Consider the following 22,862-nt stretch of genomic DNA (forward strand, 5'->3'; position numbering starts at 1 on the left):
TCACCTCAAGTATTTCTTAACTCGTTTTAATGTAAAAGTAAACATAACACCCTCATCTTTCTTATCCACCCAAATATCTTCACCCATTTGTGATATTATTCCTCGAACAATTGAAAGCCCCAGTCCACTACTCTCTCTAGATGTTCTTGCTTTATCAACTCTATAAAATCTCTGCCATATATTCTTTAAATCTTTAGCATCAATCACATTCTCACATGTGTTAAAGAATGATACATTAACCTTTTTACCTTTAACCTTCGTGGTTACCCTTATACTTCCATTCTGATTAGAATATTTAATAGCATTATCTAGTAAATTAGTACAAACTTGAATGACTCTATCTCTATCACCTAAAGCCATAAGTTTCTCTCCATCAAAAGAAACATCAACATTAAGCGCTTTTTCATTTATCTTATTTTCTAATTTCAACACCGTTATTCGAATAATCTCATTAATATCTATTTCGTCAATAACCTGATTAAATTTACCTGTTTCAAGTGCAGATAAATCTAGCAAATCATTAACTAATCGAGTAAGTCTCTTTGTTTCTTCATAAGCCATAGAAAGATAATAATGCGTCTTTTCTTCTGGTATTATACCATCTAATATACCACCTATAAAACCTTTTATAGAAGTAATTGGTGTTCGTATTTCATGGGAAACATTTGATATAAATTGCCTTCTATTTATATCAATTTTTTCCAACGAATCTGCCATAGTATTAAAAGAAACTGCTAGTTCTCCAATTTCATCATTACTTATGATATCAACTCTCTTTTCAACTTCACCTTTTGTTATTTTTTTTGCAACGTAATTAATTTGCGACAAAGGATACACTATAATTTTCTGCGAAAATATATATATTCCAATGGTTGAAAATATAACAACTAAAACTGCTGATATCCATATTATTTCATATACTTTTTTTAACGGACCTGTAATATTGGATATCGGAGTAACTACTATTGCCGAACCTAAATAATTTACTTGACTATCCACTAAATCTATTTCAAGTGCCTGCACTTTATTATGATACATTTCATTATAAAACTTTTCTTTTTCTTTTTGACTAATTTCCTTAAAACTCTTGTCTTTTTGGCCCTCATCATTAAATAGTTTAGTTCTCATAAATATTGTATGATTTCGATTTGATACTTCAAAAACTACTCCAGAACTATCAACTAAAATTATATCTGAGTCAAGATACTTCCCTAATAGTCTCAAACTATCACTCATCTCATTAACTGATATTTCCTTTGTTACATAATCTATCATAATTTCATTTATTAATTCTTCTTGTGATTTTATTTTATGATGACTTTGCTGAGTATAATAATGTTTGAACCAAAAAGATAGAAAAGCAGCTAAAACGATAAAACTAAAGGTAATTATAACAGTATATGCAATTGCCATTTTTGTAAATAAGCCATTTTTTACCATCTACTTCACCTCAAATTTATATCCTACTCCCCAAACAGTCTCTATTTGCCAGTTTGATCCACCCTTAAGTTTTTCTCTTAATCTTTTAACATGAACATCTACAGTTCTTGAATCTCCTGGATAATCATATCCCCACACTTCACAAAGAAGCTGCTCTCTTGTGAAAACCTTATTTTTATTGGCTGCTAAATAAAATACTAATTCGAATTCTTTTGGTGGCATTTTTAATTCTTCTCCATGATAAACCACTGTAAATGAGTCAGCATCAATCTTTAAATCATTAAATATCATAACTTCACTCTTTGTAGCATCAGCATTAAATCTTCTCAAAACCGCTTTAACCCTAGCTACTAGTTCTTTAGGCTCAAAAGGTTTAACCATATAATCATCAGCACCTAATTCTAATCCTAAAACTCTATCAAAAGTATCCCCTTTAGCCGTTACCATTATTACTGGAACTTCACTTTCTTTTCTTATGTTCTTAAGAACATCTATCCCATCAATATATGGTAGCATTACATCCAAAATAATAATGTTAGGCTTATATGATTGAAACTTCTCTATAGCAGCTTTACCGTCATTTGCAATCTCAACCTCATATCCTGAACTTTCTAAGTACATTTTCTCAATTTCACAAATATTTCTATCATCATCAACAACTAAAACCTTAGCCTTAATACCTTCCATCATAAAACACTCCTCTCAAAATAATTCGCAATAACTTAGCACGTAAAATCTATTTGCTTCAATTTTAAATATTATAATATGTTACGAAGCAAATGAATTCCTTATATCCATTCTATAATATCCTTGAAAAATATTATAGACATATCAATCATTTTTTGCTTATTTGTTACAAAATATTTATAATTTCATATTGAAATAACGCTTATTTAAAATTTCATCGCTCAGGTGTTCTGAATTTTTGCCATTTTACTCCTTCATTTTCCACATGAATCACTCCCATTAACTTAATGGAATATAAAAATAGAAAATAAAAATCTGACACCTATTAAACATAGATGTCAGATTTGAAAAAATTTCAATTTTTATATTAACCAAATAACTTACTTACAGATTCATGATCATGTATTCTCTTTATTGCCTCAGCAAATATAGGAGCTACAGATAAAGTTTTAAACTTTTCTATCATTTTATCTTCTGCTAAATCTATAGTATCAAGCATAACAACTTCTTTGATTACTGAATTTTCTAGTCTTTCTATAGCTGGACCAGATAAAACTCCATGACTACAACCGGCATACACTTCCTTAGCACCTCTTTCAATTAAAGCTGCTGCTGCATTACAAATAGTACCCGCTGTGTCTATCATATCATCAATCATGATACAAGTTTTACCTTCAATATCACCTATTATATTCATTACTTCACAAACATTAGCTTTAGGTCTTCTTTTATCTATAATAGCAATTTCTGCGTTTAATCTATCCGCAAACTTTCTACTTCTAGTTACACTTCCAAGGTCTGGTGATACAACAACAACATCGTCCCTATCTTTGAACCCTTGCTCAATGAAATAGTTCGCTAATATAGGCGATCCCATTAAATTATCAACAGGAATGTCAAAATATCCTTGAATTTGAGCAGCATGTAAATCCATTGTAAGTACTCTATCAACGCCAGCTGCTGTTAAAAGATTAGCCACAAGCTTTGCTGTAATAGGATCTCTAGCCTTTGCTTTTCTGTCCTGTCTTGCGTATCCATAGTACGGAATAACAGCTGTTATTCTTCCAGCAGAAGCTCTCTTAAATGCATCAATATTTATCAAAAGTTCCATTAAATTATCATTTACTGGAGCATTTGTTGATTGAATTATAAATGCATCTCTTCCTCTAACTGTCTCCCTTGTATCTACAAATATCTCTCCATCACTAAATTTACCTACAGTAGAGTCTCCTACTTTAACTCCTAAAATCTTAGCAATATCTTCTGCTAATTGTGGGTGTGAGTTCCCTGTAAAAATCTTAATATTTCCTGTTGGTTGCATCGGTGGACCTCCTCAGTTATTTTTTTAGCCCCTTATTATTAACCCAATTTTCCTTATTTACTTGTCTAGCTCTAGCCACAGCAAGCGCACCTTCTGGTACAGTATCTGTTATGGTAGATCCAGCAGCAATATATGTGTTATCTTCTACCTTTACAGGTGAAACTAAATTTGTGTTGCATCCTATGAATGCGTTGTCCCCAATTTCTGTTATATGTTTCTTTGTACCATCATAATTACTAACAACTGTACCACATCCAAAGTTGCATTTTTTTCCTACTTTAGCATCACCCACATATGTTAAGTGAGAAATTTTAGTTCCGTCTCCAATAGATGATTTTTTAATTTCAACAAAATCTCCTACCTTGACGTTCTCACCAATATGCGATTCAGGTCTAATGTATGCAAATGGTCCAATTGTTGTATTTGATTCAATACTACTATCTAAAATCACTGAATTATCAATAGTAATATTGTTCTTTATAATACTGTCCTTTATTCTACAATTCGAATAAATGATACAGTTATTACCAATTTTAGTGTTACCCTCAAGTATTACCCCTGGGTATATTATTGTATCTCTTCCTATCTCCACATCAACACCAATATAAGTGTTATCTGGATTTATAATTGTTACTCCATTTTCAAAGTGCTTCCTATTTATTCTATTTCTCATGATTTTTTCAGCAATAGCAAGCTCTTCTCTTGAATTAACAGCCGTTATAAGCTCGTTTTCTACAATAAATGCTCCAGTCTTATAACCTTCACTTTTTAAAATTTCTATCATATCTGTTAGATAATATTCTTTTTGTGAATTATCATTACTCAATTTATCAATATGCTCAACAAGAACTTTTATATCAAAACAGTACATTCCTGAGTTTATCTCTTTAATTTTCTTCTCATCTTCTGTACAATCTCTGAATTCAACTATTTTTTCTAAATCTCTATTTTCAGCTCTAACTATCCTTCCATATTTTCTAGGCTCATGGAATTCTGACGTTATAACTGTAGCTTTATAATCATGTTCATTGTGATATTCTAGAAGTTCCTTTAACATACTCTCAGTTATCATAGGCCCATCCCCTACAAGTATCACAACAGTTCCCTCTTTACCCTCAAGCGCTTTTCTAGCACACATAACAGCATGTCCAGTTCCTAATTGTTCTTCTTGTAAATGATAAGTTACATCATATTTCTTAATACCTTTTTTAACCTCTTCTACTAAACTACCAACAACAACATGTATATCATCTATTCCAGCTTTTTCTATATTGTCAACTACGTGGTTTATCATTTCTTTTCCACATACTTTATGAAGAACTTTATGAATCTCAGATTTCATCCTAGTACCCTTACCTGCAGCTAATATTATAGCACAATGATTCAAATTTAACACCCCATTTACGCAAATAGTATATACTATTACATTTTTGCGATAATTTTAAAAAACCAATTATATTATATTTTAATCTATTTTTAATTTCAACCTTTATTTATAAAGTTTTATTTCATATATTTATACTACACGAATTTTATCAATATATTTGTCCATAATTATAGCCTTTTTGGAATATACTACCCTTTTAATCATTTTTAATTGAAATTTAAGTGTGATTTTTCATATATTATTCTTAGATTATTCTTAGATTAAATTTAAATTGTATATCATAATAGAAATAAAGCCATCATTCTATAAATAAGAATCATGGCTTTTAATACATTTTTGTATACATAGTTTTTTTATATCAACATTATTCCACGTTAAAACGGGGATCTATATTAAAAGGTTGAAAGAATATAAATACGCAAAAAAGGAGTATGATACACTCCTTAGTCACACACTCCTTAAGCTTCAACCTCAACAGCCCCTGGCTCTTGCTCATCTTTAGCCTTATGATATGCCTCCAAGATAGAATCTTGAATTTTTTGTCTAGTATCTGTGTTTATTGGATGTGTTATATCCTTAAACTCCCCACTTGGTGTTTTTCTACTTGGCATAGCTATAAATAATCCACTCTTACCTTCAATAACTTTAATATCATGTACTACAAATTCGTTATCAAAAGTAATAGACACTATTGCCTTCATTTTTCCCTCTTCAGTTATCTTTCTAATTCTAACATCTGTAATTTGCATAAGCCACCTCCGCATCTAGAACTATACATAACTTTTATATTCTATGTATAGAGTGAAATTCCTTCTAAATGTTCAAAAAATTATCAATTTTTTTATAATTCCTTATATTCTCATAATAATCACTTTTCATATCCCTTTTAAATTAACAAAGGTTGTTAACAAAATACCATTGTCAACAACCTTAGAGATTTTTTAGTTTAACTATCCAATTTTTCTGATATTCTAACTATTGCACTCTTATTATCTTTTGGTGCATCATATTCTACTAGTGCAATATAATCTTCCATAAGTTTGTTCTCCACACTTCTGTCATCAATAAGCACACCTATACCTAACAGCTCACTCTGGAACTCTTGAAGAAGATGTTTTATTCCGCTGGCTGTTCCACCAGCCTTCATGAAGTCATCAATAAAAATACACTTACTTCCACTAGGTAAAGATTTCTTTGATAAAGACATAGTTTGTATTCTGTTACTTGACCCAGAAAGATAATTTATACTTATAGTAGTCCCTTCAGTAATTTTATTTCCTCTTCTTACTATTATAAGTTCAACACCAAGCTTATTTGCAACTTCATATGCTAGAGGAATCCCCTTCGTCTCAACAGTTACAACATAATCAATTTCATTAGAAATAAATTTTGATGCTAAAATTGTCCCTGCCTTCTTCAAGTATCTTGGACTAGATAATATATCTGTTAAATACAAAAAGTTTCCTAATATAACTCTATTTTGATTTTGTAATTCTTTACATAAGTCCTCTAAAAACTTTTCACACTCTTCCTTCGAAATATCACAAACGAACTTTACTCCACCTGCCGCACCAGATATTGTTTCAATTGTGCCCATTTCCAATCTCTTTAAACTCTCTCTAACAATCACAATATCTTCACTAATTGTGGACTTTGCAGCATTCAACATATTAGTAAATACATTTAAATTAATAACCTTGTTCGGATTCTCTATTAAAATTTTTGTAATCGCTGATACTCTTTGATTACGCATAAACTTTCCGTCCATAAAACCCACCTTTACAATTTTTATTTATTTGAAATTTCCTTTAATCTGTAAATTAATAATATCATAATTCGCCTCTAAGGGGAATATTATTATGTATTTTACAATTAAATATTCGTATTATTTTTCTTGAACAACATATTTTCTTGTGAACATTTTCCGTAAACACAAATCTATTGATATATCCAAGATTACATGTGATAATTTTTATAGGAAATCTGTCAATTTCCTAAAAAAAGTCACAAAATTTTTCCTTAGAATGTATTATAATTATGATATAACATAAATTACATATATGAACTATTAATTTTATTTTTAATTAATAACAAAAATTGAGAGGAGTGATTCTATGTCTTTTAATCTTAATATGGATAAACATAAGACTATTCATTTCATTGGTATAGGTGGAATAAGTATGAGTGCTATTGCTCTATTACTTAAAAAACATGGATATAACGTAACCGGTTCTGATAAAAGTGAATCAGATATGGTGAAAACCTTAAAATCCAAAGGAATAACCGTATCCATAGGTCAAAAAAAGGAAAACATTCATGATAACTCTATAATTGTTTACACCTTTGCTGTTAAGGAAGATAATGAGGAATATATAAAATCCAAAGAATTAGGCCTACCAATGTATTCACGAGCAGAATTTTTAGGATTAGTGATGAAAAATTATAAATATAGTATTGGCATGGCAGGTACCCATGGTAAAACTACAGCAACTTCAATGGCATCTCATGTATTATTACGCGGAAACACTGATCCTACATTATTTGTAGGTGGAGTCCTAGACGCCATAGATGGTAATTTAAGGGTTGGGAAAAGTGAATATTTTTTAACCGAAGCATGCGAATACAAAGAATCATTCTTAAATTTTTTTCCTTATATAGGCATTATATTAAATATTGATGAGGATCATCTAGATTACTATAGAGATATTAATCATATTGAAGAAACATTCATAAAATATGCTCAATCAATCCCTAAAAATGGATATTTAATAATTAATAATGATGATATAAGAGCAGATAAAGTTATTAAATCATGTTCCTGCAATAAAATAACCTTTGGATTAAATTCTGGCATGGTAAAAGCTACGAATATTGAATATGATTCCAAGGGATGCGGTCACTTTAATGTTGAATATAATAATCAAACTCTAGGAAAAGCTCATTTAAACATTCCTGGAGAGTATAATATATATAATTCATTAGCAGCAATCGCTTCTGGTATAGCATTAAACATACCTTTTAATGCTATTTCTGAAGGACTTTATGATTATAAAGGAACACATAGAAGATTTGAAATTAAAGGAGAAGTAAATGGCGCAAAAGTTGTTGACGATTATGCTCATCATCCAACTGCAATAATAAATGCGTTAAATGCAGGAAGAAAAATTACTAAAGGTAAGCTTTATTGCGTTTTTCAACCTCATACTTATACGAGAACTCATAGCCTTTTAAAAGAGTTCAGTGAATGTTTTGGAGAAGCAGATGAAATTGTAATTGCTGATATATATGCTGCAAGAGAAAAGGATACTGGAATAGTAAATTCTAAGATGCTAGCTGAAAAAATCAAAGAAAATAATATTAACTGCAAATATATCGGTGAGTTAAATTCAATCGCCGAATATATTGCTCCAAAATTAAAAGAAGGCGACGTACTTATGTTGGTGGGAGCTGGAGATATAAACACCATATGGGAAAAAATTAAAAATATTTAGAAATATGATTGACATTGCATTACGAATTGCATATAATGTTTATTGTACTAAATTATTAGAAAGAGAGGTAGAAATTATGTTATTTGGAAAATTTAATGACTCAGAAATCAATATAGTCTTAAATACAAAACTAAATAAAATTATTTCTTACGATAATTCTACCTTGATGGAAACATACTATTAATTTATGTATTATTAATTAATATTTATATGTTAATTCGCCATGGGATTATCTCCCATGGCTTTTATATTTTACGCTCATTGCTTTGCGAGGTCATGTTTATATGGCCTCTTTTTGTTTTTAACAAAAGGTACATAAGGCAGGTGAAAATATATAATTTGAACTTGCCTAACATAATAATTCAAAAAATTTTAGGAGGTTTTACAATGAATGCAACATCAGTAATTAAAACTTTAAATGGAAGCTTTAAAATCAACAGTGGAGTTCTTCTCCACAGATATCGGAGTCTCAATCCATTAGGATTATTTAACAAATTTCAAATAAAAAAAGGGGGCGATTTATATGAAAAAAATACTCAAATACATCTCGAAATATTGGACGTCTTACATCATTCCAATAATGTTCATGGTATTTGGAATAGCATTAGATATGCTAAATCCTAAAATTACAGGTATGTTTATTGATGATGTCATTAAGGATGGACAATATCATTTAACAACAAAACTATTAATAGGAATTCTAGGTATAGCCTTTTCTAGATCTATTTTTATGTATATTAAGGAATATCGTTTTGATAAGACCTCTTCTTTAATAAGCAGAGATCTAAAAAAAGATTTATTTAACCACATTCAAAGTTTATCATTCAGTTACTTTGATAAAAAGAATACTGGAGAACTAATGTCTAGAGTTGACTCTGATGTTGATAGAATATGGGAGACAATTGGTTTTGGATTAGCATTATTTATAGAAAATATCCTCTATTTCATAATCGCCTCAATCTGCCTTTTTAGTATAAGTTGGAAATTGACTTTAATAGCTCTTATACCTATGCCATTTCTTGCACTTGTTGCAATAAAACTTGAAAAAGAAATTGATCAGACATTTGAAGATATAAGCGATAACACATCTGAAATGAATACAATAGCACAAGAAAATTTAGCTGGGGTAAGACTTGTCAAAGCATTTGCCAGAGAAAAATATGAACTTTCTAAGTTCTTCAACTTCAATAAAAAGAATCACGATCTTAGTATAAAGAAATTCAAGGTGTTCGGAAAATATTTTCCACTTTTCGATTTCTTAAGCAATATATGTATACTTTTAGTAATCATAATTGGTGGAATATTTGTTATACAAGGTAGTCTATCTGTAGGAGAACTTGTACAATTCAATCTATATGCATGGATGATTATATGGCCTATGAGAATGCTTGGTTGGTTATCTAATATGATTGCTCAAGCTAACGCTTCTTCAAAGAAAATATTCAAAATAATGGATACTGAACCTGAAATCAAAAATAAAATAAATGCAATTGAACTAAAAGATATGAAGGGACATATAAAGTTCAATAATGTAAGTTTTAAATATGATGATGAAGAAATTCTGAAGGGAGTTAACCTGGATATAGCACCTGGCTCTACTGTAGCTATTATGGGTTCTACCGGAAGCGGAAAAAGTACTTTAACTAACTTGATTGGACGTTACTATGATGTCACTGAAGGTTCAGTAACTATAGATGGATTCAATGTAAAAGATCTACACTTAAATACATTAAGAAGTCAGATGGCAGTAGTTCCTCAAGATGTATTCTTATTCTCAGATTCAATAGAAGAGAATATCAAATTTGCTTGTGAATCAGCAACTTTGAAGGATGTTGAATCCGCTTGTGAAAAAGCCTGTGCTAAAAATTTCATCGAATCTTTAGAAGATAAATATGACACAGTTATTGGTGAAAGAGGTATTGGTTTATCAGGTGGACAGAAACAAAGATTATCTATCGCAAGAGCATTAATAAATGATAGTAAAATACTTATTCTTGATGACTCGACATCAGCGCTTGATATGGATACTGAGTTCCAACTTCTTAAGAATATATATGATCATTGTGCTCACATGACAACAATCATAATTGCTCATAGAATATCAGCTGTTAAAAATGCAGATATGATTGTAATCATGGAAGATGGTAATATAGCTGAACAGGGTAACCACGCCTCTCTAATAGCTAAGGGTGGAAAATACTATGATATATACAGAGAACAATTTAAAGACCTAGGTCTATGCGAAGAGGAGGTGGTCTAATTGAGTAAGGTAAATACCTCAAACCAGAAAGAAAATATAAAAAAATATAAATCTAAACACTTGATATCAAGACTATTTAAATATCTTAAGCCATATTGGCTTAAGATATCACTAACAGTATTTATGATGGTAATAGTAATGCTTACTACACTTGTAAATCCACTACTATTAGAAAGAGCTATAGATCTTGATATAAAGTCCGGAAATATCAGAGGATTATTGTTTACTGGGGCTATTATGCTCACCTTATATATTATTGCCATGGTCTTAACTAATTTAAGAATAAATCTTATGGCTAAGATAACAAGCAAAGTAGTTTTAGAGATCCGAGAAGAACTTTATACTCATATTCAAAAATTGTCTTTTGGGTTCTTCGATAGTAGACCTGTAGGTAAAATTCTTGCAAGGATAGTTGGTGATGTTAACGCCCTGCAGAATTTATTTAATAACAGTATAACAAGTTTAATCCCTGAATTCTTAACAATTGTATGTGTAACAGGTATTATGTTTTATAAGAATTATAAATTAGCATTAATCTCAATCTCATTTCTTCCTTTATTGATTGTATCACTTTCATGCATACAGATATTTTCAAGAAAGAGATGGCAAAAACATAAAAGTAATCGTTCAAACTTAAATGGATTTACCCATGAAGACTTCTCTGGAATTAGAGTTGTTCAAGCTTTTGGAGTTGAGAAGAAGACTTCTTCCCAATTCGACAGCTATGTAGGTAAGCTTATTACATCATTTGTGGATGCAGTAAGGTTAAATAACCTTTTCTGGCCACTAGTAAATATAAGCTGGGGAATGGGTACATTCCTAACCTTCTGGTATGGAATTAGATTAATACAATCTGGCGATCCATCTCTATCAGTTGGTAACTTGATAGCTTTCACAATGTATATAGGTATGTTCTGGAGACCAATAACAAATATCAGTAACTTTTATAATGTGCTTATTACAAACTTTGCAGCAGCAGAAAGAATATTTGATATCTTAGATACTGCACCTACACTTGTAAGCATAGAAGCAGCTGAAGATATGCCAGAAATACACGGAGATGTTGAATTTAAAAATGTTTCCTTTGAGTACGATAAAGACTCACAAGTATTACATGACGTAAGTTTTAAAATAAACAAAGGAAGTAAAATAGCCCTAGTTGGACCAACAGGAGCGGGGAAGACTACTATTATCAATTTACTAAGTAGATTCTATGATCCGACTGATGGTACTGTTCTAATTGATGGTATTGATATTAGTACAGTTAACCTTGAATCCCTTAGATCTCAGATGGGTATAATGCTTCAGGATACCTTCTTATTCTCTGATTCAATAATGGAGAATATTAGGTATGGTAGACTTGATGCTACTGACGAAGAAATTATAGAAGCTGCCAAAGCAGTAAATGCTCACTCTTTCATATCTAAGCTTGAAAATGGATATGATACAAAAATCAATGAAAGGGGTTCTAGGTTATCAGTAGGACAACGCCAATTAATCTCATTTGCTCGTGCATTATTAGCTAACCCTAAAATATTAATATTAGATGAAGCTACATCAAATATTGATACAGCAACTGAAAAATTAGTACAAAGCGGTATAGAAACGGTGCTTGAAGATAGAACTTCTTTTGTAATTGCTCACAGATTATCAACAATTAGGGATTGTGACTGTATAATGGTTGTAAATGAGGGTAGAATAGTAGAATATGGAACTCACATGACTCTAATGAAGAATAAAGGACTATATCACAATTTATATGTATCTCAATTTAAATTCCTCAATGAAGGAGCTTAACAAAACCCACCCGAAAAACGGGTGGGATTTTTTTATATGCCTTGTTACATTGATATGGACAATGGTAAAATTAATATCACTGGATCATTTTTTTTCAAATCATCATCATCATCATATGGGTTCAAATCATCATCATCATCATCATCATCATATGGGTTCAAATCATCATTTTTTTTCATATTTTTTGAAGAACGTGATTTTTCCATATTAGCTAGTTCATTCACTATTATTTTGTCAACGTGCTTTAAATAATTCTTCTTTCTATCAGATAAACCCAACTCACCTATGGTTCCCACTTTTATCACCTTACCTAATACTGTCACTCTGCAAGCCATCATATGCTCTATATTATCCAAAAGGTGCTTATCCTCTACCGGTATTATTGCTCTTAACTTACTACCATATAGTCCCTCAGTAATTAAATACTCACATCTCTCTTCCTTGTGTTGTTTAATTTTATCTTTCAAATCCCCAAGGAGTTCTTTTTTAAAGTTTATCTTTTTCATCTGCAAATCTAACTTCTTTTCATCTTCAAGTGATTCAATACTCTTTATTCCATCGATTAAATTATCGATTTCAATATACTCAACCATCTTTTCAATGTATCTCAAGTGAGGATTATGATCTATTATCCCTTGGAATTCTATGTATTCCTTCTCTCTTACATTCTGAATATCCAGTGGGGACCTCATCAATGTTAGAAATGATTTGCTCTTTAGTACCTTCCTTAATTTTATTAGAGCAGTAATCTCTATTGCAGTCTTTTCTAATTGCAATTCATTAGATATATTAAACTTAACTTCGCCCTGTATGAACCTCCCTGTAAGATCTCTAGTTAATTCGCTCATAGGTACGGTATATGTTGTATTCTGTTGTGTTTTAGTGCTTATACTCTGTACAGAAACGTCTGAAGATAAATCAATATTTCCTACTACAGTAAATAAATTACTCATCAATGCACTGTTTAAATATAAGGGAATAAATGCTGAATTCATAATCATTATCTCTCCAAAATTGCTTTATACTATTCAATATGAATATTATTATTGACTTATTCACATTTTTAAGATATAATAATGATTGTCGCCGGGGTGTGGCGCAGATTGGGAGCGCGCGTGCTTTGGGAGCATGAGGCCGCAGGTTCGAGCCCTGTCACCCCGACCAAAACCACTGAATATTAGTTCAGTGGTTTTTTTGTTGATGATACAAATTCCTTTAAACCCATATCTTAATCTGCACTACTATCTGTTGTCAATTTTCTGAAAATTAATAAAACTGAAGTTTTTCATAAGGATTCCATTTGATTTTAATAAACTTTTAATGTGAATTAAATAAAAACATGATAAAATAGAAGCATGATAAAATAGAATAAGCGATTTTAAATTGCTGAGGGGTGTGCTGTTTGAGGATAAATCTTGAAAAAATTCACGACAAGGATATAATAATACTGAAAGTATTTAATCATAAAATTAGATGTTCCACTTTAGACAAAATTATGCCTGCAATAACATATTTAGGTTCTTTAACTTTTGCTGTTATATTTTGTCTTTCAACGTTGATTATAAATAATGATATGTTACATCAATTTGCTATAAGCACCATAATATCACTTACATTAGGTGCAAGTATAACTCAGATAATAAAGAAAAAAGCAAATAGAACTCGTCCATTCTTATTGTTGGAGGATCTATACATCAAAAAAATAGGAATAGATGATTACTCTTTTCCTTCTGGTCACACATGTGCTGCTTTTTCTATAGCTACAATGAGTGGATTATATTTTCCATTTCTAAGTATCTATGTTATTCCGTTGAGTTCTTTAGTAGGAATCTCTCGAATGTATCTTGGTGTTCACTATCCGACTGATGTTGTTATCGGAATGCTTATCGGTGCAATTTCATCATTTATTACTTTTAATTTATTACTTTTAATTTAATTTAGGAGGATTTCAATGACTGATATTAAAGGCGTAATTTTTGATTTAGACGGTACAATTATTGATTCTATGTGGGTATGGGATAAAATAGATTTTGATTTTTTAAATAAAAGAAATATCTCTGTTCCCAATAACCTCAAAAGTGAGATTGAACATTTCGGTTTTGATGAAACTGCTCATTATTTTAAAAGGACTTTTAATTTAGAAGAAAGTGTTGATGATATAAAAAAAGAATGGATGGATATGGCCTTCAAAGAATATTCTGAATGTATTAAGCTAAAACCTGGGATAAAAACTTTTTTAGATATGCTAAAAAACACAAATATCAAAATTGGTTTAGCTACAAGTAACTGCCATTATCTATTAGAACCTGTTTTGAAAAATAATGATATTTATCATTACTTTGATTCAATAACTATTACGGATGAGGTTTCAAGGGGTAAGAGTTTCCCTGATGTTTATCTCCTATCTTGCAGCAAACTAGGACTTGCTCCTAATCAATGTGCAGTTTTTGAAGATATTCTTCCTGCCATTAAAGGCGCTAAATCCGCGGGAATGAAAGTTATTGCAATAGAAGACCAATACTGTGATTATTCTAAAGATGATCTTTTAAAATATGCAGATGAATATATCTCTGATTATGTTAATTATAGCGTTTAAGGTGGCATATTCAAATATTGATTATTAATGTAAGAAGCTTTGTTTTATAAAAGCTTCTTTTTTTATTTTAAAGAATTATTTCACGGAAGCTTTAATAATATTTATTAAAGAACATTTTGATAGGAGTGGTTTTTTGACCTATTTATTGACATTCATTTTTTTCTGCGTAATTGTTTTTGCTATTTATTATAAATACGATGCTACTGTGTCATCACTTAAAAAGCAGGTTATTTTACTATCTAAGCAAAATAGATCTCTTAAGAGCAAAATGAATATTCATATGGAACGAATAAAAAACTTTCAGATGAAAAGATTGAAATTAATTTCTTCAAAAGGAATCATAACTAAAGATACAAGCTTGAGAATTTCCCCTATTTCAAAATCTATGCCACTAAACTCATTAACTGAAAATGAATTAGTTCAAATTTTTACTTGTGTAAAAATCACTGACACTACGTGGTATCAAGTTGATATTGATACTACAAATGATATAAACAGCATAGGTTGGGTAAATGAACATTTCATCTCTCTAGTTGATGATACCTTTGTTGATTTTGATAAAAATGAACACTCTGAGAATAAAGCTATATAACATATTCAACACACAATTTTCCAAAATTTTGTGTGTTTTATATTTCGACAATTTTTCTTAATTTTTCGATTTTTTTGACATTTATAGTCAAAAAGTGTATTGTTATATTAATAACTTACACTGGAGGGATTATATTGAAAGAAAAAAGCAAAGAAAAACAAAAAAGTCTCGCAGGCAAAATAGCCCTTTGGACTTTCATTAGTATAATGTGTATTTTTCTTTTATCTGGTTTTTTTATAGTTAAATCAGTAAACGATGATACTATGATAAAAGTTACTAATGAAGTATTCTTAAGATTTGATAAAGCTATTAGTGATGTTTCAAGTCTTTTTGAAAAAACTTCTCTTGTAACTGAACAAATGGCAACAAATGAACAAATAAAAACTTATCTTAAAGAAGTTGATACAAGGGATGAAATTAAAACACACAGGCTTTATCCTGAAATACTGAAAACATTAATAGCTATAAGCGAAACAGATAACGATATTGTAAATGACTTTATTGCTAATGGAAAAGCAAATTTTTATATAGATAACAATGATGCTACCGTTAACACAAATTATGATATTAAAAGTAGGCCTTGGTATAAATCAGTAATTTCTACAGATGAAGTAGGATTTTCAGATCCTTATCCTGATGCTGGGTCAGGTTTAGTTGTTGTATCTGCAACAAAATCTATTAAAGAAAAAGGTGATTTAATAGGTTTTGTTACAACTGATGTTTCTATTGACCATATCCCTGAAATAATGGAACAATATAAAATAGGCGATAAAGGAGAAACTTTCCTTATATCAAGTACTGGAAAATATGTTTATGCAAAAGATAAAGAAAAAGTAACTAATGGTGCTAATATTGTTAATGATAAAGATTTTAAAGAATATGCTTCTAAAATGATGAATGGAGAAAATGATAATTTTATTGAACTTACATATAAAAATGAACAATATTATTTTTCATATGCTCCAGTACCTATAAATGGTTGGTCTATGGGTATACTCGTAAACAAAAGAGAAATATTGGCAACTCGCAATAAACTTTTAAGTGTCTTGATTTTAACATTCCTTATTACATCTGCTGTATTGACTTTAATTTTATATCTTATAATAAAGAAAAATCTTAAAGGAGTATCTGTTGCTACAGCTCATGCTGAAAAAATGGGTAATGGTGATTTTTCTAGTGATGTTCCAGATTGTTATTTAAAAAGAAATGATGAGATTGGCCGATTAGCTTTGGCATTTGATAAAATGACTAAAAATTTCCGCTTTCTTATTAAGGAAATAGCTAATTCATCTGAAAATGTAGTTTCTTCTGCAGAAGAACTTACAGCTATAACTGAAGAGAGTTCAGCAACCTCTGAAGAAATTGCTAGAACAATCAATGAAATATCAAGAGGTGCTACTGAGCAAGCTCATAATACTGAAGATGGAGCAATGAAAGCTCAGGAACTTGAAGGTATAATATTACAGGACGCTAACCACGTTAACACTTTAAATGTAGAATCTAATAAGGTGGTATCCCTCATTAAGGAAGGGCTTGTAATAATGGATAAACTAAATAATAAAACTGATGAAAGTTCACAGGCTATTAATGAAGTCTCTCAGATCGTAAATTTAACTAATAATAGCACTTTAAAAATTGGTGCAGCAAGTAAATTAATAGCTGAAATAGCTGAACAAACAAATCTACTTGCATTAAACGCAGCAATTGAAGCTGCAAGAGCAGGAGAATCAGGTAGAGGATTCGCTGTTGTTGCAGAAGAAGTTAGAAAATTAGCAGAGCAGTCAACTGATTCAACTAAAGAAATAGATAACATTATTAAAGAGTTAATCTCCAATTCTAAAAATGCAGTATCTACCATGGTAAGTGTATCCTCTATGGTTGATGAACAACTCATAAGCGTTGATGAAAGCATGAAAAAATACAATGAAATCTCTTTAGCTATGAAGACAGCGGAAACAGCTATTAGTATTCTTACTAGCTCAAGTAAAACAATGAATACAAAAACAGAAGAAATCTTGAATTCTATTCAGAACTTAGCAGCGATTGCCCAAGAAAATGCGGCTAGCAGTGAAGAAGTAGCGGCATCCTCAGAAGAACAATCTGCTTCCATTCAAGAAATTTCAAATGCATGTGAGGGACTAACAGATTTAGCTCAATCTTTACAAGAATCTATATCTAAATTTAAACTATAAATAAAAAAGGCACGCGCTGCGTGCCTTAAAAAAACTTCCCTTGATATATATCATTTTCATCCAAATATTTGTGTATAGCATTCAATACTTCCCATTTCTTCAAACTCCACATTGGCCCAATTAATAAATCTCGTGGTGCATCTCCTGTTATTCTGTGAATTACAATTTCTTCTCTTAATCTACCAATTGCCTCACCAACAATTTCAACATATTCTTCCATATCCATGAATTTCAATAATCCTTGTTCGTACTGTCTGACCATTGGAGTACCTTTCATAAGATGCAATAAGTGTAACTTTATACCTTGAATATCCTTATGAGCTAAATAATCAACTGTATTTAGCATATCTTCTCTATTCTCATTAGGCAAGCCAAAAATGGCATGCACTACAACATCTATATCTTTCTCTCTTAATTTATCTAATGCATTTTCAAAAACTGACAACTCATACCCTCTGTTTATTAACATTGCTGTCTCGTCACTTACTGTTTGCAATCCTAGTTCAATCCACGTATAAACCTTATCTTTATAAGATTCAATTAGATCTATTATTTCATCATCCAAACAATCTGGTCTTGTAGCAATCGCCATAGCAACCACGCCTTGTTGATTTACTGCCTCATCATACTTCTCCTTCAATTCCTCTATATCACCATAAGTATTTGTGTATGCTTGAAAATAAGCAATATACTTATCACTCTTCCACTTCTTATTCATCATTTCTTTAATATCATTAAATTGTCTAGTGATAGAAAAATCTCTATTACCAGCAAAATCACCAGATCCTCTAGAACTACAAAACGTACACCCTGCTCTACTTATATTTCCATCTCTATTTGGACATGAAAAGCCAGCATCCAACGATACCTTAAAAACTTTTCCTCCAAACTTTTCCCTCAAGAAATAATTTAAATTATTATATGGTTTATCTCCCCATTGCTTATTCATATGCTTACTGCCACTCAAAATATAGATTCGTGGCATTTCTCCTTTCTCGACTTAGTAATATAACTATATTATGAACAATTTTTTTAGGTTTGACAACCTAAAAGAGCTACCCACGCCCACCTATAAAGGTTGGGCAACTGCATAGCTCAAATCTGTTCAATAAATATTTAAAGTATATTATTATATAGATGTTTTTAATAGACCTTTATTATTATATTTTATGGAACTTAGAAGTTTCAAGCTCTAATTTCCATAATCCATATAAATTAGATTTATTCAAGTTTTTCATATCTACGGGTAGAACTTCAAGATTTACTACACCTTTATGGAATGATTTAAAAGATACATTAACATCTATTAAGTTCAATTTCTCTTCAATTTCTACTGGCACCTCTTCTCCACTGCTCGAATTATATATTTTAACTCTTTCTAACCCTTTTTCAACAATCTGCGCTGCAACAAATCTGTTATCCTCAGAAAATACACAGTAATCCACCTTTCCCTCTTTTATGTAATCCAGCGTTACTATGTTCTCCCCTATTGGTAGCTCTTTAGCACTAAATTCTTGCTTCTCCTTTTCAATTAACATTACCTCATTTATATCTATCATTGCAAGGTAACAATTACCTTCTTCCTTTGAAAAACATATTTTATCGCCCTTATAGTTTATATTTAAAGACTTATAATGCTTGAGATTATTTTCAATTTTATTATACTTCTCACCTTTCTCAGCACCGCTTATATATTTAGGTATCCCCGAATTATCAATAACCAAATAAGTTTTAGCAGCTGTTTTATCTCGAAGCCTAATTGTTTGATTCTCTAGAAAAACCTCTCTATGTGGTATTTCATTTACCTCACTTATCCTATACATTCCTTCTTCTTTTATAACTTTTATCTTAAACTCATTAGCCATGGCAAATGACTTTGTAGTATCATTATATGACACTTTCACCTGAAATTCTGCTGTTTTTCCTACCTCATTCATTTCGTCAATAGTATATCCTCTTAACTTCATATTACTATCATTCTTCTTAATATCATCTACTTTTATTTCTGTTGTATATAGTTCATTCACTTTATCATAGTTATCGTTCAATAAAAATAAAAAATAGTTATCAACTATATTTTCAGCTATCTTCAACTGAAAATCATGCATTTTCTCCTCTTCAACAGTTTGTTTCACATCATCATATTTTTCCTTTGAACTAGATGTACAGGAAATAATCATTATATTACATATTAATAGAAAAAATATTATTGCTCTTTTCATTTTTTCTCTCCTTTCAAGGTAAGGCATATTCAAATAAATAACTAGTCATTGGTCTATAGTGTATAGTGTTTACTTCGACCTCAAAACTTACTCATAGATTAACTATCAGTAGAACCTAACTCATTGTTACATGAAAAATATCAGTCTAATCTTTGATTTGTTATTTATTTTCATACATCTAAATCATGATTTCATTTATGAACCTTTATATATTTCTATAATAGTTTTTCCAATAAAAAATAATTTAATGATATTTTTTATAAACTCATTCATTATTTTCATCTCAACTAAATATCTATATATAGAGAAACTACTTTATAGAAAAATTTACTAGGAGGGTAAAATGAAAAAAGAAATATTTCAAATAACAACTGTTTTCATAGGAACTATAGTTGGTGCAGGACTAGCATCTGGTCAAGAAATCACTCAATTTTTTTCAACTTATGGTTTAATGGGGTTTACTGGTCTTTTAATTTGCTGTTTAATCTATATGGTAACTTGTAATTTAATAGTAGATATAAGCCAAAAATATTCTCTGAGCTCTTATACAGAATTAATAACCAAGGTAGGTGGAGGATATTTTGGAAAAGTAACTGAACTATTTACTAGTTTCTTTTTAATAAGCGGTGCAGCTATAATCCTTGCTGGAAGTGGCGCTCTTATAAACCAATATTTCGGTGTTTCAAAATGGTTAGGAATTTTTATTATGGCCATTGTTGCTTTAGTCGTTTTATTAAATGATACTAAAGGATTAATATTTGTGAATTCATTCATAGTACCATCCTTGGTATTAACTATAATTTTAATTTTCACCATGTACATAATATTTTTTCGCCACAGCATTTCCCTTGATTCACTCATAAGGGCTAGAGAATATAAAACATATAATTTTCAAGGAATGTGGTTCCTATCAGCATTATTATATGCAGGATTCAATATTCTCAGTTTCACAGGAGTACTAGTGCCATTGTCTAAAGAAATTAAAAATAAACGCAACTTTATCTATGGTATTTTTTTAGGTGCAATTATCTTAACTATTATTTCATTGATGATAAATTTACTTTTAACATCTAATATACCAAATATATTTAAATATGAAGTTCCTTTACTCTATATTGCTAATCACTTCAAAGGACCTTTAGAAGTGTTATTATTAATTATCATATGGTGTGAAATGTTCTCCACAGAAATATCTGATATATATAGTGTAGGTAAAACAATGGAAAAAAAATATAATATACCTTACAAGAAATGTGTTTGTATAATATTAGCTATTGCTATACCAATATCACAGTTAGGATTCAAAAGATTAATCACTATCTTGTACCCATTATTTGGATTTGTAAGTGTTCTATTTATAATAAAGATTTTTATATTCAAAAAAAATGAAGTCAATTAACTTTGACTTCATTTTTTTAGGCACATAAAAATAAATAACTAGCATACTTACTAGTTATTTATTTTCATGTGCCTTAATCAATAATCACAAGGATATTCTATTTTAGGTACATCATCACTTCTATGACTATTAGGTGGTATGAATATTTTGTTTCCAGTATACTCATTTCTTAATTCAGCTATTTTAGTAACTGCCACATAAATATTTGAAATTGAATACCAAGTAGCGTAATCTACAACTCCTGTTTGCTTTAAGTTAAATATTGATTGGAATTTCTTTACTGATTCAGCTGTCTTAGTTCCATAAATACTATCTACTTTTACTTTTGGAATTGCAGGGTAATTCACTGAAATTCTATTTAAATAAGTCTGAATAGTTCTTACTGGTGCTCCTCTTGAACCAATCTTCAATGGATATCCAGGATATGATTTTGGTATTCCTGTTACCTCTTTAGCTCTTACAAATTGAATTTCACTACCGTAGAAATCCCTTATTATTTGATATTCATTCTTCCCTTTATCACCTAATGATTTACTTCCCCATTGCGTCATCCATCCAGGACATTGAACCTTTATACCATCACAGTATTGAGTAAGTAGCGGTTGTTTTCGCCCCATTAATTTAACATATGTTGTAAATATTTCATCAACAGCTTGACTTATATTATCATATATATTTCGCCTATATGAAAAAGCATGGTCATAAGCTGTGGAGCTGGTAATCTGGAATTTATACCCTTTCCCTGTGTACCATTCTGTATAAATTCTATTCAATGTAAATGATAATATACACAATATATTAGCCTTTATGGTTGCATAAGGCCATGTTGCATATATCTCACTTGAAGCAACATTCTTTATATATTCCTTAAATCTCACCGTATAATCTTTAGCTGCCTTCTTAGGTGCTCCATCATGTACCACAATAAATTCAGGAACTACCACTTCTTCTAAAACAACTAATCCTGTTGTAGTTTTAAGTTTCTCTAAATCCTTGACTGGATCTTCAGGGATTTTAGGTGGGAAGTTCCCTATCAAACGATTTTCCTTAACCTCAATAACTTCAACCTTTTTCTCACGTTTTCCATTCCTACCTATCTTCTTAAGCGGAAAGATTTGTATAGCCTCTCTATTAGGGAATACTTGACACCCTTTTATCTCTATCCCCTCATATCCATCAGCATCAACAAATACATTACATAGTCCATAAGGTATTTTCCCTGTAGGTTCCATAGAATACTCAATTGGGGGTGTATCAACTTCCACAATATCGCATATTCCTGAGTCATTACTTTTTACCTGTTCCTTAACTGTACTCCCATTTTGTCCTGTAATTGTGCAAGTAGCTCCTTCTATAGGCTTAAACCCATCTTCGCCATAAACCTGAACCTTCAAATTACCTATATCAGGCATATTTATTCTCCTTATAAAATACTTTCATTATTATCATATGATTAATAGGTTAAGAATAGACAGATT

The 22,862-nt window shown here is 30.4% G+C and carries 19 protein-coding genes and 1 tRNA gene; 10 read left to right on the forward strand and 10 right to left on the reverse strand.

Features of this window, described 5'->3' with window-relative positions:
* From KDK92_RS20215 to purR, 6 genes are all read right to left on the reverse strand, one after another.
* Positions 1 to 1,440 carry a sensor histidine kinase gene (locus KDK92_RS20215; RefSeq protein ID WP_250861212.1) on the reverse strand — a complete coding sequence of 480 codons (1,440 nt, stop codon included), beginning with the start codon at positions 1,438 to 1,440 and terminating at the stop codon, positions 1 to 3.
* Complete coding sequence (locus KDK92_RS20220) at positions 1,441 to 2,127, reverse strand: response regulator transcription factor (RefSeq protein WP_250861519.1); 687 nt, start codon at positions 2,125 to 2,127, stop codon at positions 1,441 to 1,443. It lies immediately after the preceding gene.
* A 367-nt stretch (positions 2,128 to 2,494) separates the two neighbouring features.
* Positions 2,495 to 3,448, reverse strand: a complete 954-nt coding sequence (locus tag KDK92_RS20225; protein ID WP_250861213.1) for a ribose-phosphate diphosphokinase — start codon at positions 3,446 to 3,448, stop codon at positions 2,495 to 2,497.
* 16 nt (positions 3,449 to 3,464) lie between these two features.
* Positions 3,465 to 4,835 (reverse strand): bifunctional UDP-N-acetylglucosamine diphosphorylase/glucosamine-1-phosphate N-acetyltransferase GlmU, encoded by a 1,371-nt coding sequence (glmU, locus tag KDK92_RS20230; protein WP_250861214.1) that lies wholly within the window; start codon positions 4,833 to 4,835, stop codon positions 3,465 to 3,467.
* A 458-nt stretch (positions 4,836 to 5,293) separates the two neighbouring features.
* Positions 5,294 to 5,584 (reverse strand): septation regulator SpoVG, encoded by a 291-nt coding sequence (gene spoVG / locus KDK92_RS20235; protein WP_250861215.1) that lies wholly within the window; start codon positions 5,582 to 5,584, stop codon positions 5,294 to 5,296.
* Between the two features lie 197 nt (positions 5,585 to 5,781).
* On the reverse strand, positions 5,782 to 6,603 hold the full coding sequence (gene purR, locus KDK92_RS20240) for a pur operon repressor (protein ID WP_250861216.1): 822 nt from the start codon (positions 6,601 to 6,603) through the stop codon (positions 5,782 to 5,784).
* A gap of 346 nt (positions 6,604 to 6,949) precedes the next feature.
* On the opposite strand from purR, the gene murC reads away from it, so the two are divergent.
* From murC to KDK92_RS20260, 4 genes are all read left to right on the forward strand, one after another.
* Positions 6,950 to 8,326: a UDP-N-acetylmuramate--L-alanine ligase gene (murC, locus tag KDK92_RS20245; RefSeq protein WP_250861218.1), complete on the forward strand. Its 1,377-nt coding sequence runs from the start codon at positions 6,950 to 6,952 to the stop codon at positions 8,324 to 8,326.
* Between the two features lie 4 nt (positions 8,327 to 8,330).
* On the forward strand, positions 8,331 to 8,510 hold the full coding sequence (locus KDK92_RS20250) for a hypothetical protein (protein ID WP_250861220.1): 180 nt from the start codon (positions 8,331 to 8,333) through the stop codon (positions 8,508 to 8,510).
* A 339-nt stretch (positions 8,511 to 8,849) separates the two neighbouring features.
* Complete coding sequence (locus tag KDK92_RS20255; RefSeq protein ID WP_250861221.1) at positions 8,850 to 10,586, forward strand: ABC transporter ATP-binding protein; 1,737 nt, start codon at positions 8,850 to 8,852, stop codon at positions 10,584 to 10,586.
* A complete protein-coding gene (locus KDK92_RS20260; protein ID WP_250861222.1) occupies positions 10,587 to 12,383 on the forward strand; it encodes an ABC transporter ATP-binding protein in 1,797 nt (598 codons plus the stop codon). It begins immediately after the preceding gene.
* Between the two features lie 44 nt (positions 12,384 to 12,427).
* Here the strand turns inward: KDK92_RS20260 and KDK92_RS20265 are convergent, their stop codons facing one another.
* Positions 12,428 to 13,378: a hypothetical protein gene (locus tag KDK92_RS20265; RefSeq protein WP_250861224.1), complete on the reverse strand. Its 951-nt coding sequence runs from the start codon at positions 13,376 to 13,378 to the stop codon at positions 12,428 to 12,430.
* Positions 13,379 to 13,470: 92 nt separating this feature from the next.
* Between KDK92_RS20265 and KDK92_RS20270 the strand changes: the two genes are divergently transcribed.
* The 5 genes from KDK92_RS20270 to KDK92_RS20290 all read left to right on the forward strand — a co-directional run bounded on the left by KDK92_RS20270 (position 13,471) and on the right by KDK92_RS20290 (position 17,763).
* Positions 13,471 to 13,547 (forward strand) — tRNA-Pro (locus tag KDK92_RS20270).
* 238 nt (positions 13,548 to 13,785) lie between these two features.
* Positions 13,786 to 14,319, forward strand: a complete 534-nt coding sequence (locus tag KDK92_RS20275; protein WP_250861225.1) for a phosphatase PAP2 family protein — start codon at positions 13,786 to 13,788, stop codon at positions 14,317 to 14,319.
* Positions 14,320 to 14,334: 15 nt separating this feature from the next.
* Positions 14,335 to 14,979, forward strand: coding sequence for an HAD family hydrolase (locus KDK92_RS20280; RefSeq protein WP_250861227.1), 645 nt, complete (start codon positions 14,335 to 14,337; stop codon positions 14,977 to 14,979).
* A 133-nt stretch (positions 14,980 to 15,112) separates the two neighbouring features.
* Positions 15,113 to 15,571 carry a hypothetical protein gene (locus tag KDK92_RS20285; protein ID WP_250861229.1) on the forward strand — a complete coding sequence of 153 codons (459 nt, stop codon included), beginning with the start codon at positions 15,113 to 15,115 and terminating at the stop codon, positions 15,569 to 15,571.
* Between the two features lie 134 nt (positions 15,572 to 15,705).
* The gene (locus KDK92_RS20290) at positions 15,706 to 17,763 is read left to right on the forward strand and encodes a methyl-accepting chemotaxis protein (RefSeq protein ID WP_250861231.1); all 2,058 of its coding nucleotides are present in this window, start codon (positions 15,706 to 15,708) and stop codon (positions 17,761 to 17,763) included.
* Positions 17,764 to 17,788: 25 nt separating this feature from the next.
* Here the strand turns inward: KDK92_RS20290 and mnmL are convergent, their stop codons facing one another.
* Both mnmL and KDK92_RS20300 read right to left on the reverse strand, forming a co-directional pair.
* Complete coding sequence (mnmL, locus tag KDK92_RS20295) at positions 17,789 to 18,712, reverse strand: tRNA modification radical SAM protein MnmL/YtqA (protein WP_250861232.1); 924 nt, start codon at positions 18,710 to 18,712, stop codon at positions 17,789 to 17,791.
* A 211-nt stretch (positions 18,713 to 18,923) separates the two neighbouring features.
* The gene (locus tag KDK92_RS20300) at positions 18,924 to 19,985 is read right to left on the reverse strand and encodes a hypothetical protein (RefSeq protein ID WP_250861233.1); all 1,062 of its coding nucleotides are present in this window, start codon (positions 19,983 to 19,985) and stop codon (positions 18,924 to 18,926) included.
* A gap of 343 nt (positions 19,986 to 20,328) precedes the next feature.
* Here KDK92_RS20300 and KDK92_RS20305 point away from each other — a divergent pair, with 343 nt between their 5' ends.
* Positions 20,329 to 21,384 carry a YkvI family membrane protein gene (locus KDK92_RS20305; RefSeq protein ID WP_250861234.1) on the forward strand — a complete coding sequence of 352 codons (1,056 nt, stop codon included), beginning with the start codon at positions 20,329 to 20,331 and terminating at the stop codon, positions 21,382 to 21,384.
* 77 nt (positions 21,385 to 21,461) lie between these two features.
* On the opposite strand, the gene KDK92_RS20310 is transcribed toward KDK92_RS20305, so the two are convergent.
* Positions 21,462 to 22,796 carry a peptidoglycan-binding protein gene (locus KDK92_RS20310; RefSeq protein WP_250861235.1) on the reverse strand — a complete coding sequence of 445 codons (1,335 nt, stop codon included), beginning with the start codon at positions 22,794 to 22,796 and terminating at the stop codon, positions 21,462 to 21,464.
* Positions 22,797 to 22,862: the final 66 nt, after the last annotated feature.

The organism is Oceanirhabdus seepicola (assembly GCF_023684385.1).
GTDB classification, from domain to species: domain Bacteria; phylum Bacillota; class Clostridia; order Clostridiales; family Clostridiaceae; genus Oceanirhabdus; species Oceanirhabdus seepicola.

Coding starts and splice junctions, on each gene's coding strand:
- purR (WP_250861216.1), bottom strand. CDS start 6,603: ATGGACGGAAAGTTTATGCGTAATCAAAGAGTATCAGCGATTACAAAA.
- murC (WP_250861218.1), top strand. CDS start 6,950: ATGTCTTTTAATCTTAATATGGATAAACATAAGACTATTCATTTCATT.
- KDK92_RS20255 (WP_250861221.1), top strand. CDS start 8,850: ATGAAAAAAATACTCAAATACATCTCGAAATATTGGACGTCTTACATC.
- mnmL (WP_250861232.1), bottom strand. CDS start 18,712: ATGAATAAGCAATGGGGAGATAAACCATATAATAATTTAAATTATTTC.
- KDK92_RS20310 (WP_250861235.1), bottom strand. CDS start 22,796: ATGCCTGATATAGGTAATTTGAAGGTTCAGGTTTATGGCGAAGATGGG.
- spoVG (WP_250861215.1), bottom strand. CDS start 5,584: ATGCAAATTACAGATGTTAGAATTAGAAAGATAACTGAAGAGGGAAAA.
- KDK92_RS20300 (WP_250861233.1), bottom strand. CDS start 19,985: ATGAAAAGAGCAATAATATTTTTTCTATTAATATGTAATATAATGATT.
- KDK92_RS20220 (WP_250861519.1), bottom strand. CDS start 2,127: ATGGAAGGTATTAAGGCTAAGGTTTTAGTTGTTGATGATGATAGAAAT.
- KDK92_RS20225 (WP_250861213.1), bottom strand. CDS start 3,448: ATGCAACCAACAGGAAATATTAAGATTTTTACAGGGAACTCACACCCA.
- KDK92_RS20215 (WP_250861212.1), bottom strand. CDS start 1,440: ATGGTAAAAAATGGCTTATTTACAAAAATGGCAATTGCATATACTGTT.
- KDK92_RS20280 (WP_250861227.1), top strand. CDS start 14,335: ATGACTGATATTAAAGGCGTAATTTTTGATTTAGACGGTACAATTATT.
- KDK92_RS20305 (WP_250861234.1), top strand. CDS start 20,329: ATGAAAAAAGAAATATTTCAAATAACAACTGTTTTCATAGGAACTATA.
- KDK92_RS20265 (WP_250861224.1), bottom strand. CDS start 13,378: ATGAATTCAGCATTTATTCCCTTATATTTAAACAGTGCATTGATGAGT.
- KDK92_RS20250 (WP_250861220.1), top strand. CDS start 8,331: ATGATTGACATTGCATTACGAATTGCATATAATGTTTATTGTACTAAA.